Annotated in this window: 15 protein-coding genes; 5 read left to right on the top strand and 10 right to left on the bottom strand. The window is 73.2% G+C overall.

Translation table 11 applies throughout. The features are described 5' to 3' along the window. Nucleotides 1–176: 176 nt before the first annotated feature. A complete protein-coding gene (locus IEW07_RS03830) occupies nt 177–1,247 on the top strand; it encodes a threonine aldolase family protein (protein ID WP_188534529.1) in 1,071 nt (356 codons plus the stop codon). Nucleotides 1,248–1,369: 122 nt separating this feature from the next. Here IEW07_RS03830 and IEW07_RS21845 read toward each other — a convergent pair whose 3' ends face one another. The 4 genes from IEW07_RS21845 to IEW07_RS03815 all read right to left on the bottom strand — a co-directional run bounded on the left by IEW07_RS21845 (nt 1,370) and on the right by IEW07_RS03815 (nt 7,180). Next, nucleotides 1,370–1,474: an MFS transporter small subunit gene (locus tag IEW07_RS21845; RefSeq protein ID WP_443093582.1), complete on the bottom strand. Its 105-nt coding sequence runs from the start codon at nt 1,472–1,474 to the stop codon at nt 1,370–1,372. Between the two features lies 1 nt (nt 1,475). Continuing rightward, nucleotides 1,476–2,870 carry an OFA family MFS transporter gene (locus IEW07_RS03825; RefSeq protein ID WP_188534528.1) on the bottom strand — a complete coding sequence of 465 codons (1,395 nt, stop codon included), beginning with the start codon at nt 2,868–2,870 and terminating at the stop codon, nt 1,476–1,478. Nucleotides 2,871–3,077: 207 nt separating this feature from the next. Further along, the gene (locus IEW07_RS03820) at nt 3,078–4,625 is read right to left on the bottom strand and encodes an NPCBM/NEW2 domain-containing protein (RefSeq protein ID WP_188534527.1); all 1,548 of its coding nucleotides are present in this window, start codon (nt 4,623–4,625) and stop codon (nt 3,078–3,080) included. 215 nt (nt 4,626–4,840) lie between these two features. Continuing rightward, nucleotides 4,841–7,180, bottom strand: coding sequence for a polysaccharide pyruvyl transferase family protein (locus IEW07_RS03815; RefSeq protein ID WP_188534526.1), 2,340 nt, complete (start codon nt 7,178–7,180; stop codon nt 4,841–4,843). 395 nt (nt 7,181–7,575) lie between these two features. Here IEW07_RS03815 and IEW07_RS03810 point away from each other — a divergent pair, with 395 nt between their 5' ends. Further along, complete coding sequence (locus tag IEW07_RS03810) at nt 7,576–8,226, top strand: helix-turn-helix transcriptional regulator (RefSeq protein ID WP_229741552.1); 651 nt, start codon at nt 7,576–7,578, stop codon at nt 8,224–8,226. Nucleotides 8,227–8,256: 30 nt separating this feature from the next. Here the strand turns inward: IEW07_RS03810 and IEW07_RS03805 are convergent, their stop codons facing one another. The 3 genes from IEW07_RS03805 to IEW07_RS03795 are packed head-to-tail and all read right to left on the bottom strand — an operon-like array spanning nt 8,257 to nt 11,293. Then, nucleotides 8,257–8,568: an AzlD domain-containing protein gene (locus IEW07_RS03805; protein ID WP_188534525.1), complete on the bottom strand. Its 312-nt coding sequence runs from the start codon at nt 8,566–8,568 to the stop codon at nt 8,257–8,259. Beyond that, nucleotides 8,565–9,293, bottom strand: a complete 729-nt coding sequence (locus IEW07_RS03800; protein ID WP_188534524.1) for an AzlC family ABC transporter permease — start codon at nt 9,291–9,293, stop codon at nt 8,565–8,567. The genes IEW07_RS03805 and IEW07_RS03800 overlap by 4 nt, the downstream gene beginning before the upstream one ends. After that, on the bottom strand, nt 9,290–11,293 hold the full coding sequence (locus tag IEW07_RS03795) for a glycoside hydrolase family 15 protein (protein WP_188534523.1): 2,004 nt from the start codon (nt 11,291–11,293) through the stop codon (nt 9,290–9,292). The genes IEW07_RS03800 and IEW07_RS03795 overlap by 4 nt, the downstream gene beginning before the upstream one ends. Nucleotides 11,294–11,380: 87 nt before the next feature. On the opposite strand from IEW07_RS03795, the gene IEW07_RS03790 reads away from it, so the two are divergent. The 3 genes from IEW07_RS03790 to IEW07_RS03780 are packed head-to-tail and all read left to right on the top strand — an operon-like array spanning nt 11,381 to nt 14,251. After that, complete coding sequence (locus IEW07_RS03790) at nt 11,381–11,695, top strand: metal-sensitive transcriptional regulator (RefSeq protein ID WP_188534522.1); 315 nt, start codon at nt 11,381–11,383, stop codon at nt 11,693–11,695. A gap of 47 nt (nt 11,696–11,742) precedes the next feature. Beyond that, complete coding sequence (locus IEW07_RS03785; RefSeq protein ID WP_188534521.1) at nt 11,743–11,952, top strand: heavy-metal-associated domain-containing protein; 210 nt, start codon at nt 11,743–11,745, stop codon at nt 11,950–11,952. Beyond that, the gene (locus IEW07_RS03780) at nt 11,945–14,251 is read left to right on the top strand and encodes a heavy metal translocating P-type ATPase (protein ID WP_268235521.1); all 2,307 of its coding nucleotides are present in this window, start codon (nt 11,945–11,947) and stop codon (nt 14,249–14,251) included. Before IEW07_RS03785 ends, IEW07_RS03780 begins: the two co-directional genes overlap by 8 nt. 90 nt (nt 14,252–14,341) lie before the next feature. Here the strand turns inward: IEW07_RS03780 and IEW07_RS03775 are convergent, their stop codons facing one another. The 3 genes from IEW07_RS03775 to IEW07_RS03765 all read right to left on the bottom strand — a co-directional run bounded on the left by IEW07_RS03775 (nt 14,342) and on the right by IEW07_RS03765 (nt 15,777). Then, nucleotides 14,342–14,560 carry a hypothetical protein gene (locus IEW07_RS03775; RefSeq protein ID WP_188534520.1) on the bottom strand — a complete coding sequence of 73 codons (219 nt, stop codon included), beginning with the start codon at nt 14,558–14,560 and terminating at the stop codon, nt 14,342–14,344. A 121-nt stretch (nt 14,561–14,681) separates the two neighbouring features. Next, on the bottom strand, nt 14,682–15,125 hold the full coding sequence (locus IEW07_RS03770) for a hypothetical protein (RefSeq protein WP_188534519.1): 444 nt from the start codon (nt 15,123–15,125) through the stop codon (nt 14,682–14,684). Between the two features lie 61 nt (nt 15,126–15,186). Beyond that, a complete protein-coding gene (locus IEW07_RS03765) occupies nt 15,187–15,777 on the bottom strand; it encodes a DUF308 domain-containing protein (protein WP_188534518.1) in 591 nt (196 codons plus the stop codon). Between the last annotated feature and the right edge of the window lie 3 nt (nt 15,778–15,780).

Below are 15,780 nucleotides of genomic sequence, written 5' to 3'. Positions count from 1 at the left end.
CCGTCCGGTGCCCCGGCCGCCCCTGACGGGCAGCCCTGGGACCACTGACGGTAGCCGAGCGGGCACCGGGACGGCAGAGGGGAACCGCAATGCGGTCCGGGTGTGACGGACCGCGGGTCGGAGGGCTCCGATAGAGTGCGAAGCCCGTCCGGCGCACCGCCGACCGTCCGAAAGGGATGCCTGTGACCGAGCCCGCCGTTCCCCGCCTGCACGACCCCGCCCGCAGGGGCTTCGCCAGCGACAACTACGCCGGGGTCCACCCCGAGGTGCTCCAGGCGCTGGCGACCGCCAACGAAGGACACGTGGGCGCCTACGGCGCCGATCCCTACACCGAGGCCCTGCAGGACGTGGCCCGGCGCCACTTCGGGGAGCAGGCCGTCTGCTACCCCCTGTTCAACGGGACCGGCGCGAACGTCGTCGCCCTCTCGGCCATGACGGACCGGTGGGACGCGGCGATCTGCACGGCCACGGCGCACGCCCACGTCGACGAGTGCGGCGCCCCCGAGAAGGTCGGCGGCGTGAAGATGCTCCCCGTGCCCACCCCGGACGGCAAGCTCACGCCCGAACTGGTCGACCGCGAGGCCCACGGCTTCGGCTTCGAGCACCACGCCCAGCCGCGGGTCGTGACGGTCACCCAGTCCACCGAGCTGGGCACGCTCTACACCCCGGAGGAGCTGCGGGCGGTGTGCGACCACGCCCACGGGAAGGGCATGACCGTCCACCTCGACGGCGCGCGCCTGGCCAACGCGGCTGCCGCCCTCGACGTCCCGCTGCGGGAGCTGACCACCGACGCCGGCGTGGACGTCGTCTCCTGGGGCGGGACCAAGAACGGACTGATGGGGGCGGAGGCCGTCGTCGTCGTCAATCCGGACGCGGTGCGCCAGGCCCGGTTCGTGCGCAAGCTCTCGACGCAGCTGGCGTCCAAGATGCGCTTCGTCTCCGCGCAGCTGCTCGCGCTGTACTCCGGGGACCTGTGGGTCACGGCCGCCCGCCGGGCCAACAGCATGGCGCACCGCCTCTCCGACGGCCTCGCCGAGGTGCCGGGGGTGCGGGTCACCCAGGCCCCGCAGGCCAACGCGGTCTTCGCCGTGCTGCCGGCGGACGTCACCGCCCGGATGCAGGAGCGCTACGCCTTCTACGTGTGGGACGAGGCCACGGGGGAGGTGCGGCTGATGTGCTCCTGGGACACCTCGCCGCGGGACGTCCAGGGCTTCGTGGACGCGCTGCGGGAGGAGATGGCCCGCTGAGCGCAGCCGCTCTGCGCAGCCGGCGCCCGTGCCGGCGCGGGGGCCGGAGCGCCGGCCGCTGCCGCGGCCCCGGATCCCTGATCCCTGATCCCTGATCCCTGATCCCTGATCCCTGACGGGCCCTACCCGCCGAAGAGGGCGAAGACCTTCGTGAGGGTCTGCTGGACGCCGTAGGCGAGGGGGACGCCCACCAGCACCCAGCCCAGGGCGAGTCGTGCTCGGCTCATGTCAGTTCTCCTTCGCGAGGACCGGGGCGCCGGTGGCGGGGTCCACGGGCTCGTGGTAGCGGGCGTCGACGGGCGTGATCAGCAGGTTGGCCACGAAGCCGATGACGAGCAGCGCCACCATGGTGAGCAGGGCCGGCTGGTAGGCCTGGGCCGTGAGCTCGCCGGGGGTGCCCTGGGCGTCGAGGAAGGCGTTGACGATCAGCGGCCCGGCCACGCCGGCCGCGGACCACGCCGTGAGGAGCCGGCCGTGGATCGCCCCGACCTGGAACGTGCCGAAGAGGTCCCGCAGGTAGGCCGGCACCGTGGCGAACCCGCCGCCGTAGAACGAGATGATGACGAAGGCCAGGAGCACGAACAGCATCGTGGAGGCGGAGCCGAACAGCGCCAGGACGGTGTAGAGGACCGCGCCCACGCCCAGGTAGATCAGGTAGATCCGCTTGCGCCCCACGAGGTCCGAGGTCGAGGACCACACGAACCGCCCGCCCATGTTGCCGATGGACAGCAGCCCGACGAACCCGCCGGCCACGGCGGCCGTCACGAGGGAGGCGCCGTCGGCCTGGCGGAAGAAGTCCTGGATCATCGGGGCCGCCTGCTCGAGGATCCCGATGCCCGCGGTCACGTTGCAGAACAGCACCACCCACACGAGCCAGAACTGCCGGGTGCGGATCGCGTTGCGGGCGGACACGTGGTTGGTGGTCACCAGCGCCTGCTTCTTGACCGCCGAGGGGTCGAAGCCCTCGGGCCGCCAGCCGGGAGCGGGCACCTTGATGGTGAACGCACCGAACATCATGTAGGCGAAGTAGACGACCGCGAAGGTCAGGAACAGCTTGCCGACGGCGTCCCCGCTCGCCACCCAGCCCTCGGTGCCCGAGTTCGGGTCGTAGAGGCCGAGCAGGGCGGAGGAGACGGGGCTGGCGATCAGCGCGCCGCCGCCGAAGCCCATGATGGCCATGCCGGTGGCCAGGCCCGGGCGGTCGGGGAACCACTTGATCAGCGTGGACACCGGCGAGATGTAGCCGATGCCGAGCCCGATGCCGCCGATGAACCCGTAGCCCGCGTAGACCAGCCACAGCTGGCGGGTGAAGATGCCCACGGCCGCGACCAGGAAGCCGCCCGTCCAGAACAGGGCCGCGGCGAACATGGCCTTCCGGGGCCCGTTGGTGTCCACCCAGGTGCCGAAGACGGCGGCGGAGAGCCCGAGCATGACGATCGCGATGGAGAAGATGATCCCGATCTGGGTCAGGCTCGCGTCGAAGTGCTGGACCAGGGCGGTCTTGTAGACGCTCGTCGCGTAGGCCTGGCCGATGCACAGGTGCACCGCCAGGGCGGCCGGCGGTATGAGCCAGCGGTTGAAGCCCGGCGGCGCCACCGTGTGCTGACGATCAAGCCATCCCATGGACCCACTCCTCGTGTCGACGCGCTGCGGCCGGACAGGCCGAGGGACGGCGCTGAGCCAGGATCTCCCTCTGCACGAAGGTGAAGCATCTCACAGTGTGCTGACGATCGGTAGGCCCCCGGGGGGCGGGCGCACGAGGGCACGGGAGCACGACGACGGAGGGCGGGGACCCGGTCCCCGCCCTCCGTCGCTGCGCCGCGCGGCCCGTCAGGGCGTGAGGCGCGGGTCCCCGAGCACCAGCACGGAGTCCCCGGTGCCGCCGCCCGTGCGGGTGACCTCGATCTTGAGCCGGAGGCCGTTCTTCACGTCCACGGAGAAGTCCGCGCCGGCGCCCGCCACGACCTCCCGACTGAGCTTCTCCACGCCGTCCACGATGAACTTCACGGTGTAGCGCGCCGAGGTGTCGGTGGTGAGCTCGTCGTCCAGGCCCAGGCGGCCGCTGAGGGTCGAGTAGTCCCGGCCCAGGTTGTACTCCGCCGTGGCGGTGGAGTTCTCCGCCGTCATGGCCTGCGTGATCGCGTTCGGGTAGGCGGTGCCGTTGATGGAGTAGGCCCCGTTGAGGAACATGCCGTCCACGACGCGCTCGAGCTCGGCGAGGTAGCCCGCGGCCGGGGCCTCCTCGACGGCCGCCGTGGGCAGCGGGAGCACGCCCACGACGAGGCGCACGTCGCCCAGGACGCCCGCGGAGCTGCTCTCGCCGCCGAGCAGGCGGGTCACCTTGATCTCGAGCGTCTTCACGCCCGTCACGGGGACGTCCACCGGCACGGTCGCGCCGAAGGCGACCTGCTGGGTTGCCAGCAGCCTGCCGTCCCCGAACACCTCGTACTTGAAGCTGCCCTCGGTGCTGAGGCTGATGTCGCTGACGCCCAGCACGGCCTGGAAGCGGTTGTACTTGGCCGCGAGGTCGTACGAGATGGAGCGCGGGTCGTCGTCGTTGAGCGCGGTGGTCATGACCGAGTTCGCGTAGGTGGACCCGTTGACGCCGGCGTCCCCCCAGGAGACGAAGTCCGTGCTCTCGGTTGTGGGGACCAGGGCCGTCAGGGGCGTCGGAGTGCCGTTCGCCGGGTTCTCGTACCGGTAGAGGAACGCGGCCATCGCGTCGCGGTTGAGCGGCTGCAGCGCACGGTAGGTGCGCGTCGCGTCCGACTCGGTCCAGCCGGTGGTGATCCCCTTGGACTCCAGCCAGTGGATCTCCTTGTAGAAGTCCTGACCGGGGCGGATGTCCGTGAACACCGACGTGGCCGGCGCCGTGTAGGCGGGCTTGCCGGCGTAGCGGTACATGAACGCGGCGATCGCGTCACGGTTGATGGGCTGCACAGGGCGGAAGGTGCCGTCCGGCCAGCCGGTGGTGATGCCCTTCTCGGCGAGCCAGTGGATCTCCTTGTAGAACTGCTGGCCCGGGCGGACGTCCTTGAACCGGGACTGGGCCGGCGCATCGTAGGCGGGCGAGCCGTTCATCCGGTACAGGAACGCGGCCATGGCGTCACGGTTGATGGGCTGGTACGGGCGGAAAGTGCCGTCCGGCCAGCCGGTGGTGATGCCCCTGTCGGCGAGCCACTGGATCTGGACCTGGTAGGGGTTGCCCGCGATGTCGCTGAGCTGCACGGCACGCGCGATGGAGACCATCGACTGCGGCACCGCCGCGGGCGCCTGGGGCGCCGCGACGGCGGGGACGAACCCCGCCAGCATGGTGACCGCGACCGCTCCCGTGGCGATCCTGACGGCCCCGGACGTCTTTCTTCCCTGCTGATACATGCGACTCCCCCGATTCGCTGCTGATACCGGCGCGCGCGGATCGCCCGATCCGCTCTGCCCACCGCCTGCCGGTTCCCCATGGCGATGCTGATGCAAACGCCTTTTGCGTTCGTGAACAGTTCAATCCAGAACGATGCGTTTGTGAACCCGCACATGTGGGGACAGCGCCGGTCCGTCACGAAGTGGAGGCCCGTCCGCCGACCTGCTATCCGGGATCAGCGGCCGAGGAGCCTCCGCCAGGTGCGCTTGAGGTAGCCGAAGAAGCTGTTGTCCGCGACCACGTTCTCGAGCACGGCGATCCGCTCGTTCTGCAGGCGCACCAGGTCGACGAGCTCCCGCGCGAGCTCCTCGGAGCGGTCCAGGCGGTGGTGCAGGTCCTGCGCCTCGCGCTCCAGGGCCTTGGTCAGGTACAGCGGCAGCCCGATGCCGTTCTCCGCCGTCCACTGCTTGAGGTGGCGCTCGCGCACCAGGAGGTCGTACCGGCGGTGGGCGTCGGTGAGGTCGGTGACCGAGTTGCCCAGCGGTCCCGCCTGCCCGGGTCGCTGGTTCCAGAACGCCAGCGGCCGGCCGTCGAGGAAGCCGACGGTGAAGGTCTGCAGGAACCGCAGGTGGAACTCCCAGTCCCCCACGACCGGCAGCGACTCGTCGTAGTCGCCGAGGACCCCGTGCACGGCGCGGCGGTAGAGGAAGGAGATCGGGACGGCCCGGTTGATCTTCAGCAGGTCAGTCAGGGTGATCTCGTGGAGGTCGGCCCAGAACAACTCCCGCCCCTCCTCCCGGACCACGTCCCCCTCGACCCGCTCGTAGACGATCTCCGTGCGCACCATCACCCCGTCGTCGGTGGTGCGGGGGTCCTCGAGGTGGGCCACGGTGCGCTGCAGGAAGGTGGGGTGCCACTGGTCGTCGTCGTCGTGGACGGCCACGAACTCGGACTCCGCCGCACGCAGGCCCCGGTTGGTGGCGGCCTCCATCCCCACGGAACGGCGGTGGTGGAGCACCGTGACGCGCCCCGCGAGGGCGTCCTCCCGCCGGGCGACCAGCTCGTCCACGGGCCCGGGCGCCCCGCCGTCGTTGACCACCACGAGCCGCCAGTCGGCGAACGTCTGCGCCAGGACGTCGTCGAGGGCGCGACGGAGCAGGACCGGGCGGTCCTTGGTGCGCATCACGACCGCCACGGTCCGCCGCTCGGCGGGCACCCGGGGCGCCGTGTACCGCCGGCGCAGCGCGGCCGGGAACTCGGGGGCCACCCCGCGGGGATCGGCGTGCACGGCCTCGGGCAGGCCGGCGGGCCGGTCCCCGCCGAGGGCGGCCACGACGGCGTCCCACCACTGCGCGAACCCGGCGCGCACGTGCGGGGCCGCCTCCGCGAGGGCGCTCCGCACGGCCTCGTGCCGCTCGACGGCCTCCGTGGCCCACTGCTGCACCGCGGCGCGGGTGTCCCAGGCCGCGTCCCCGGGGGTCAGGAGCGCGGCGAGCGGCACGGCCTGCTCCGCCAGGCCCCAGTTGTCGAGCACCCCTTGTATGCGCGTTTCGGAATATGTGTCGACGGCGACCGGCAGCACGGTGGCCCCGCCCGCCAGCCCGAACACGGCGGGGTGGTACCGGGACGTGACGACGTAGTCGGCCGCCGCGGTCAGCTCGGCCGTGCGTCGCGCGTCGTCGATCTCCCGCAGCTCGGCCTCCGCGACCATGAGCGCGGCGACCCGGGCGTGGAACGCCTCGTCCCCGTCGTGCCGCCCCGGCTCGGCCATGTGCGGCAGGAACGTGACGGTGCCTCCGGTGCGGTGCACGAGGGCGTCCAGCAGCGCGGCGTGGACGGGGGCCGCCTCCTCCGGCCCGAAGGGACCGTTGCCCGGCGCGAAGGTCGCGACGATCCGGGGGCCCCCCCCGGAGCCGTCCCCCGCCGGACGCCCGGCGTCGCCGGCGGCGGGCGCGGCGCCCCCCGCGTCGTCCGCGAGGAACGTGGCGTCGTCGTAGCACCCGTGGAGCGCGGGGTGCCCCGGGCTCAGCCGGCGGGCGAGGGCCAGGGACCGCGACTCCCGCAGCCCGACCAGGGCGGCGGCGTCCAGCAGGTCCCGCAGCGTCGCCGCGTCGGCCTCCGACAGCTCCGGGCCCAGCGTCTGCCCGCTGACCACCACGGGCTTGCCGAGCGCGGAGGCGATGTGGACCACGGCGGCCCGCTCGTGCAGGAGCCACCCGTAGGCGGAGTTCAGGTTCCCGCCGCCGGCCACGAGCAGCGCGTCCACCGTGCGCAGGGTCTCGATCAGGGCGTGAGCCTGGTCGTCCTCGGGCAGCGCCCCGGCGTCCCCGGCGACCACGGCCTTGATCTCCCGCAGGTAGCGCTCGCGGTCCTCCGGCGCCCAGGGGAACTCCGGCGCCCGTGCCGTCGAGACCCCCTCGCCGAACCGTGCCCGCGTGTGCGCCTCGTCCCGGGTGAGGAGCAGGACGTCCTCGACCCCCCGCTGCCGCAGCTGCGCGACCGCGGCGTGCGCCATCGCCTCGTCCCCGACGTGATAGACCGGCTGGCCGATGTCGTTGAGAACCGCTACGCGCATGCTGGACCGCTTTCTGCTCCGGACGGTGGGCGTGCCCATTGTTCCAGACTCCCCCGGACGCCTCCTGCCCGCCGGTCGCCGCAGGCATCGTGTCAGGTGGGCCGGGGAGCCGTGTGCGGAGTTGGAGGTTCGCACAGAATTCGCTTGCCCGCGCGCGAGGCCGTCCGGGAACCTGGAACCACACAGCGCACCATCTCCGCCGGCGGACCCGCCCGGGGACCCGGGCGACGTGTCGGCCTCCCCCCGGCCACCCTCGCATACCGCGAACGGCATACGATGGACCGGAGGGATCCGGCCGCCGTCGCCGGACCCCGACCGCCGGAACCGGCCGGGCGATCCACCGGCCCCGGAGGACCCGCCGAGCTCACCGACGGGAAGAACCCAGGAGTCCCAGCATGTTGAACGCCGCCGTCATCAGCCCCCAGCCCATGACACGCATCGCGATGCAGCGCGAGGCCATGGACCACCCCGAGCACGGCGTGCGGATCGGGACGGTGGCCACCACCGTCCCGCAGTTCCTCGCCCAGGGCGGGACCGAGCCGACCGTGGTGCTGCTGAGCATGCGCACCGAGGACGGCCGGACCCTCGCGCAGAACGTCGCCGACCTGGTGGCCCACGAGCACACGGTGGTCATGCTGACCGCACCGGCCGAGGTCCTCCGGGTGCGCTCCGCGCTCGCCTTCGGAGCCTCCGGCGCCGTGTGCAAGTGCGAGTCGCTCAGGACGGTCTTCCGCACCCTGCGGCTGACCAGGCAGCTCGGCCACTTCCTCAGCGACCGGATCCAGGTGGCGCTGGCGGATCTGCCCAGCCGGGCCCCCGCGAAGCTCTCCCGCCGCGAGCGGGAGGTCCTCGGCCTCTACGTGGACGGGATGCAGGAGCAGGAGGTGGCGGCCGAGCTGCACATCGCCGAGTCCACGGTGGAGGAGCACCTCAAGCGGATCCGCCGGAAGTACGCACTGGTGGAGCGCCCCGCCCGGACCAAGCTCGAGCTCTACAAGCGGGCGGTCGAGGACGGGATCATCCCGCCCGTCCTGCCCCTGGCCTGAGCCGGCGCCACCGGCTCGCGCGTCCCCGGCTCAGGGCACGCCGAGCAGCCTGAGGAGACCCGCGGCGACCGCGCCCAGGACCACGACGAGCAGGAACGGGGCCCGCAGCCACAGGGCCACGGCCGCGACGAGCAGGGCCCCCAGGCGGGCGTCCACCGCCAGCGCCTGCCCGGAGCCGAAGGCGTTCATCACGACCAGCGCCGCCAGCAGGCCCACGGTCACCGTCCCGGCCATCCGCCCCACCCGGGGGTCGTCCAGCCACCGGCCCGGGACGAGGTAGCCGACGAGCTTGAGGGCGTAGGCGAGCGCGCACGCGGCCAGCACCCAGGACCACATCGTCATGCCGCGGCCTCCGTCCCGCCGCCGGACGCGACCCTGTCGCGGCCGCCGTCCCGCCGGGACCGGCCCATCAGGGCGGCCACCACGGCGGCCACGACGATCGGGACGCCGGCGGGCAGCACCGGGATGGCCAGCGCCGTCACGAGCGCGCAGACGGCCGCGACCGCCACCGGCTCCCGCCCGCTGAGCCGCGGCCACAGCAGGCCCAGGAAGGCGGCGACGGCGGCGCCGTCGAGCCCCCACCGGCCGGGGTCCCCCAGCGCGTTGCCGAGCAGCGCGCCGAGGACCGTGAACGAGTTCCACAGCACCCACACGCCCAGCCCCGCGGCCCAGAAGCCGCGCCTCTCCTCGAGCGGGTCGGTCTGCGAGGAGGCGGTCGCGTTGGACTCGTCGATGGTCACGTGGGCGGCGAGGAGCCGGCGCCACCCGCGGGGACGGACCAGGGCGTTCATGTTCATCCCGTACACGGCGTTGCGCAGCCCCACCAGGGTGGCCGCGCCGAGGGCGGAGGCCCCGGCCCCGCCGCCGGAGACCACGCCGACGAACGCGAACTGGGACCCGCCCGTGAACATCAGCGCGGACAGGGCCACGGTCTGCCAGAACGTGAGGCCCGCCGCGACGGACAGGGCGCCGAAGGAGATGCCGTAGAGGCCGGTGGCCAGGGCCACGGACACCCCGATCCGCACCCCCGGCGAGGACCGCAGGGGCCGGGGGACGGCATGGCTCACCGGGCACCCTCCGCGACGCCGGCGGGCGCCGGGGCCGTCCGCCGGCCCTGGGCGGCGTCGAGCGCGTCCAGGGCCTGGACGAGGGCGAGGTGGGCGAAGGCCTGCGGGAAGTTGCCGGTCATCCGGCGCTCCTCGGGCGAGTACTCGGTGGACAGCAGCCCGAGGTCGTTGGCCTTGGACAGCACCAGGTCCACGAGCTTCTCGGCGCTGTCCACCCGCCCGGACCGGGCGTACTGGGCGGCCAGCCACAGGGACGCGCCGAGGTGGGGGTGGTCCTGGCCCACGAACCCGTCCGCCCCGATCACCCCGGCGTATGCGTCCGGGTCCTCCGGGTCGACGGGGCCCAGCACGTTGCGGTAGCGGTGGATCAGCCCGCAGGGGTGGCGCAGCTCCTCCTCGATCCGCCGGACGGTGCCCAGCATCCGCTCGTCGTCGTAGGCCACGAAGCCGACCTGCGGCAGCTGCAGGAGGGACGCGTCCACGGCCTTCGACCCGTAGTACTGGACGAAGGAGCCCGCCTCGGGGTCGTAGCCGGAGGTCCAGATCTCCTCGGCGAGCGCGTCCCGCAGCTGCTCCCACAGGGGCGCGTCCCCGGGCAGCCCGTGCACGCGCACGGCGTCGACGCCGGACTGCAGGGCCGCCCACATGAGCACGCGGGAGTGCGTGTAGTACTGCCGCTCCCCGCGCATCTCCCACAGGCCCTGGTCCTGGACCTCGTAGTTGTCGACGACGGAGCGCAGCATCGCCTGCTGGAGGGGCCAGGAGAGGTGGTCCTCGACGGCGCCGCGGCGGCGCAGCTTCTCGAACACGACCATGACGTGGCCCACGGCGTCGGTCTGGTGCTGGCCCGCGGCGCCGTTGCCCTCGCGGACGGGGCGGGAGCGCTCGTAGCCGGGCAGGTCCAGCTGGTGCTCGCGCCCGCGCCGCTCCCCGGAGACCCCGTAGAGGTTCTGCAGGTCGTGCGGGTCCCCGGCCACGGCGCGGAGCAGCCAGTTGCGCAGCTGGGCGGCCTCGCGGTCGTGGCCGTGGTCGAGCATCACCTCCAGGCCCATGGCGGCGTCGCGCAGCCACGAGAAGCGGTGGTCCCAGTTGCGCTCCCCGCCGACCACGTCCGGCAGGGAGGTGGTCGGGGCCGCCACGAGGCCGCCGGTCTCCTGGTGCATCAGCGCCCGCACCACGAGCAGCGAGCGCCGCACGATGTCGGAGCGCTTCGCCACCGCGTGCCCGCGCACGGGCACGATGTGCACCCGCTCCCCCGCCGCGCCCTCCGCCGGGGAGTACAGCCCGGACCACTCCTGCCACAGCTCGATGGTGCGGTTGAGCTGCTCGTTGACGTCGATCGGCGCGGGCGGCGTCCGGTGCGAGGGGAAGTGCGTCAGGACGAAGTCCCGCGCCTGGCCGGCGGAGACGCTGAAGGTCCCGCGGTGGCGGCGCTCGTCGTCGTCGTCCGCGGCCTCGGGCAGGGGCTCGCCGCGGAGCACGACGGCGTCCGGCCCGGCCATGGCCACCAGCATGGGCGGCGCGGACTCCTCGCCCTCGGGATCCAGCTCGCCCTCGAAGCGGCTGACCCAGGGCACCACGGCGCCGTAGCCGAAGCGGATCCGCAGCTCCTGGTACATCTCCACCTCACCGGTGAGCCCCTCGACGCGGCGCACCACGTCCGTGCGGGAGGTGAGGGGCAGGAAGTCGGTGACGCGCACGGAGCCGGAGTCGGTGACCCACACGGTCTGGAGGACGAAGGTGTTCTCCACGTAGAAGCGCTCGGCGACCTGCGCCCCGCCGTCCTCGTCGGGGGACGCGTCGGCACCGCCCTCCGCCTGCACGGCGCACGCCGGGGCGAGCAGCCACCGGCCGTGGTCGGCCTCCCCGAGCAGGGCGCCGAAGACCGAGGGCGAGTCGTAGCGGGGCGCGCACAGCCAGTCGATCGACCCGGTGCGGGAGACGAGCGGACCCGTGCGCATGTTCGAGAGCAGGGCGTAGTCCTCGATCAGTGAAGCCATGCGTCAAGATTCGCACATCGGGCGGCCACCCCCTCGACACATACCCCTTGGGGGTATAGAGTGGCGGCAGGACCCCGAGGAGGACGCATGACCGAGAACCTTCCCCCGCACGGCTACACCCACGACAAGGACGCGTACCTGAAGCGGCTCCGCCGGATCGAGGGCCAGGTGCGCGGGATCCACCGGATGGTGGAGGAGGACAAGTACTGCATCGACGTCCTCACCCAGATCTCCGCGATCCAGTCCGCGCTGAAGGCCGTGAGCCTCGGCCTGCTCGACGAGCACCTGGGCCACTGCGTGGCGGGCGCCGTCGAGGCGGCCCAGGAGTCCGGGGACACCGCACGCATCGACGACAAGCTCCAGGAGGCGTCCGCCGCGATCGCCCGCCTGCTCAAGAGCTGACCACCATCTTCCAGCACCGCACCACCGAACCACTCGAGGAGAACACCGTGAAGACCACCGTCAACGTGTCCGGCATGACCTGCGGCCACTGCGTCGCCTCCGTCACCGAGGAGCTGACCGAGCTGGAGGGCGTCGAGTCGGTCGACGTCGAGCTGGTCGCCGGCGGCGTCTCCCCCGTGACCGTGACCTCCTCCCGCGAGCTGGGCGAGCAGGAGATCGCGGAGGCCGTGGAGGAAGCGGGGTACTCGGTTGCCTGAGACCCGCACCGCCGTCCCGGCCGAGGTCGCCGGCCCCCTGCGCACCCTGGAGCTCGACATCACGGGCATGACCTGCTCCTCGTGCGTCAGCCGGGTCGAGCGCAAGCTGGGCAAGCTCGACGGCGTCGACGCCTCCGTGAACCTCGCCCTCGAGTCCGCGACCGTCCGGGTCCCCGAGGGCGTGAGCGATGAGGAGATCGTCCGGACCGTCGAGAACGCCGGCTACGGGGCGGTCCTCAAGAACGCCCCCCGCCCCCGGGCCGACGACGGGGCCCCCGCCGCGGAGGGCTCCGCCGCCATGGAGCGGGTCGCGGGCCGGGAGGCCTCGTCCCTGCGCTCGCCCGAGGCCCTGCGCAGGCGGCTCCTGGTGGCCGCCGTCCTCTCCCTCCCCGTGTTCCTGATCTCGATGGTCCCCGGCCTGCAGTTCCCGCACTGGGGCTGGGCGGCCGCGCTGCTGGCGCTGCCGGTCGTGACGTGGGCGGCGTGGCCGTTCCACCGCTCGGCGGCCGTCAACGCCCGGCACCTGACCTCCACGATGGACACCCTCGTCTCCCTGGGCGTCTCCGCCGCGTACCTGTTCTCGCTGTGGAACCTGCTCCGCGACCCCGGCATGACGGGCGGCGCCATGCTCGGCCACGCCATGGACATGAGCGGGCACCAGCTGTACTTCGAGGCCGGCGCGCTCGTCACCACGTTCCTGCTGCTCGGCCGCTGGCTCGAGGCCCGCGCCAAGGCGAGGTCCGGGGAGGCGCTGCGCGCCCTGCTGGACCTCGGCGCCAAGGACGCGACCGTCCTGCGGGACGGCGCGGAGGTCCGGGTCCCCGCGGAGCATCTGCAGCCCGGGGACCGCATCGTCGTGCGCCCCGGCGAGAAGATCGCCACCGACGGCGTGGTCGTCGAGGGCCGCTCCGCCGTGGACGCCTCCCTGCTGACCGGCGAGTCCCTGCCCGTGGACGTGGAGGTCGGCGACGCCGTCACCGGCGCCACGATCAACACCAACGGCCGGCTCCTGGTCGAGGCCACCCGCGTGGGCGCGGACACCACGCTGGCCCAGATGGGCCGGACGGTCTCGCGCGCCCAGGCGAGCAAGGCTCCCGTGGCCCGGCTCGCCGACCGGATCTCCGGGGTCTTCGTCCCGGTGGTCATGAGCGTCGCACTGCTCACGCTGATCGGCTGGCTCGTGCTCACCGGCGACGTGAACGCGGCCTTCGTGGCCTCCGTCTCCGTGCTCGTCATCGCCTGCCCGTGCGCCCTGGGCCTGGCCACGCCCACGGCCCTGCTCACCGGCACCGGCCGCGGCGCCCAGCTCGGCATCCTCATCAAGGGCGCCGAGGTGCTCGAGGACACCCGCACCGTGGACACCGTGGTGCTCGACAAGACCGGCACCGTCACCAGCGGGCAGCTGTCGGTGGTCGCCGTGACCGCGGTGTCCGCGTACTCGAAGGACCAGGTCCTGGACCTCGCGGCCTCCGTGGAGCAGTACTCCGAGCACCCGATCGCCCGGGCGGTCGCGGCGGCCACCCCGCACCGCTTCGCGACCACCGGCTTCGTCTCCGCCCCGGGCGGCGGCGTCCGCGCGAACGTGGCGGACGGGATGCGCTCCCGCTCGGTCGTGGTGGGGCGCACCACCTGGCTGACGGAGAACGGGGTGCGCCTGGACGACGACCAGCGGGAGGCGCTGCGCCGCGCCCAGGAGGGCGGGTTCACCACGATCCTCGTGGCCGTGGACGGCGTGCTCGCCGGCTTCGTGGACCTGCGGGACACCGTCAAGGACGGCGCCCGCGAGGCGATCACCCGGCTCCGGGAGCTCCGGCTGCGCCCCGTGCTGCTGACCGGGGACAACGAGCCGGTGGCCCGCGCCGTGGCGGCCGAGGTCGGGATCCCGGCCCAGGACGTCGTCGCCGACGTGTCCCCGGAGGGCAAGGTCGCCGTGCTGCGCGACCTCCAGGACGACGGCCGGGTGGTCGCCATGGTGGGCGACGGCGTCAACGACGCCGCGGCCCTCGCCCAGGCGGACCTCGGGATCGCCATGGGCTCGGGGACGGACGCGGCCATCGAGGCCGCGGACATCACGATCGTGCGCGACGACGTCGGGTCGGTCCCCACCGCGATCGCCCTGTCCCGGCGGACCCTGGCGATCATCAAGTCCAACCTGTTCTGGGCGTTCGCCTACAACGTGGTGGCCATCCCCGTGGCCGCCGCGGGCCTGCTCAACCCGGTGATCGCGGGGGCGGCCATGGCCTTCAGCTCCGTGTTCGTGGTGCTGAACTCCCTGCGGCTGCGCGGCTTCGGCCGCTGACCCGCACCCCGGCGACGGACGACGCCCCGGGAGAGACATGCGGTCTCTCCCGGGGCGTCGTGGTCTGCGTCGCGGTCTGCGGGGCGCGGCTCAGGCGTCGGCGGTGCCGGGGGTCGCCGGGCTGTCCTCCTGCTCCTCGAGCCGGGGCAGCTCCGTCTTGTTCTCCTCCTGCGCCACCTCGCCGCCGGTGGTCTCCTGCCCGTCGTGCTGCTCGCCCAGGCGCCGGTCGACGGCCTGCTCGAAGCCCTCGGCGTCCATGCCCTCCGGCTGACCGGAGGAGTCGGTGGGTGGGGTCGACTGGTTGCTCATGCTGGCTCCCGTCATCCGGTCCCGCGCGGGGCGCGGTCCGTTCCTGTTGCTCGGACGGGTCCAATCTACTGACCGGCCGACCGGCGGCCAAGGGGTCCGGTCGGGGAGGGTGCCCGCCGGGTCAGGCGCGCGGTGCGGCGGGCCCGTCGTCGGGTGTTCCGTCCGCCGGGGAGCGCCGGCCGAGGAGGTCCTCGCCCTCGGTGTCGGGGCGGACGCGCTGGCCGAACTCGGCCTCGTCGGTGCGCTGAGCCTGAGCCTGGGCCTGGCGCTTGGCGCGGGCCTCGGCGTAGAGCTTCGCGGAGGAGCGGTTGACGCCGGTGCCCTCGCCGAGGTGGGTGTCGTTGGGCTTCTCGACGATCATGAGGGTGGCGCTGACGACCACGGTCACGATGAACACCACGCCGGCGGCGATGAAGGCGAGGTCGAGGCGGAGGGTGTTGGCGGTGCCGCCGCTGGCGAAGACGGCCACGGCCACGAACGCGACCACCGCCATCACCGCGGAGAGAATGAGGGGTCCCTTGACGTCGGCCCGGAAGCCGTCTCGCGAACCCTTGCGCTGTGCCACTCGTCCTCCTCGTGAGCAGGTGGTCGCCGGCGGGACGGGCCCCGCCGTGCGATGGTCCAGTCTACGCGGTCGGCGCGGGCGCCCGGCCCCGCCGGTCCTCGTGCCGGAGGGTCAGCGCCGCCAGGAGGTGGGTCACCCCGATGACCACGGCGGCCCCGCCCACCACGCCGAAGAGCGCCTTGGCGCCGAGGTCCACGACGAGCACCAGGCCGGTGGCGGCCAGCACCGTGACGAAGCCCGCGATGGTCCAGTCCCGGCCCAGCGGGAAGCTCGTGCGGAACTTCAGCCCGAGCGCCAGCTCGGTGATCCCCGCCAGGCCCATGACGGACGCCGCGTAGACCACGAGCCAGGAGGGGCTGTCCGCACCGAGGACCGTGAAGACCCCGCCGAGGATGTAGAGCACTCCGTAGGACTGCGGGACCTGGCGGCTGGGCCCCATGTCGACGTGGTCGTTGCCGTTGAGCCGCAGCTGCAGGAAGACGCTCGCGGCTCCCGTGAGCAGCAGGTACAGGCCCACGCCCCACGCCACGACCGTGAGCGAGGGCTCCTGCCAGAAGATGGTCACGGCGGCGAAGACCAGCGCCACGAGAGCGCGCACCAGCGTGGGTGCGAAGAGGTCGCGGTGGATGCCGGTGCTCGGGTCGGGGTGCACGAT

The sequence above is a fragment of the Kocuria dechangensis genome, from assembly GCF_014636775.1.
In the GTDB taxonomy this organism is placed as follows: Bacteria; Actinomycetota; Actinomycetes; order Actinomycetales; family Micrococcaceae; genus Kocuria; species Kocuria dechangensis.
The sequence above is the reverse complement of the archived record's forward strand: the minus strand, read 5'-3'. Positions and strand labels throughout refer to the sequence as shown.

Coding starts and splice junctions, on each gene's coding strand:
- IEW07_RS03810 (WP_229741552.1), top strand. CDS start 7,576: ATGTTGAACGCCGCCGTCATCAGCCCCCAGCCCATGACACGCATCGCG.
- IEW07_RS03775 (WP_188534520.1), bottom strand. CDS start 14,560: ATGAGCAACCAGTCGACCCCACCCACCGACTCCTCCGGTCAGCCGGAG.
- IEW07_RS03795 (WP_188534523.1), bottom strand. CDS start 11,293: ATGGCTTCACTGATCGAGGACTACGCCCTGCTCTCGAACATGCGCACG.
- IEW07_RS21845 (WP_443093582.1), bottom strand. CDS start 1,474: ATGAGCCGAGCACGACTCGCCCTGGGCTGGGTGCTGGTGGGCGTCCCC.
- IEW07_RS03815 (WP_188534526.1), bottom strand. CDS start 7,180: ATGCGCGTAGCGGTTCTCAACGACATCGGCCAGCCGGTCTATCACGTC.
- IEW07_RS03825 (WP_188534528.1), bottom strand. CDS start 2,870: ATGGGATGGCTTGATCGTCAGCACACGGTGGCGCCGCCGGGCTTCAAC.
- IEW07_RS03820 (WP_188534527.1), bottom strand. CDS start 4,625: ATGTATCAGCAGGGAAGAAAGACGTCCGGGGCCGTCAGGATCGCCACG.
- IEW07_RS03790 (WP_188534522.1), top strand. CDS start 11,381: ATGACCGAGAACCTTCCCCCGCACGGCTACACCCACGACAAGGACGCG.
- IEW07_RS03830 (WP_188534529.1), top strand. CDS start 177: ATGCCTGTGACCGAGCCCGCCGTTCCCCGCCTGCACGACCCCGCCCGC.
- IEW07_RS03805 (WP_188534525.1), bottom strand. CDS start 8,568: ATGACGATGTGGTCCTGGGTGCTGGCCGCGTGCGCGCTCGCCTACGCC.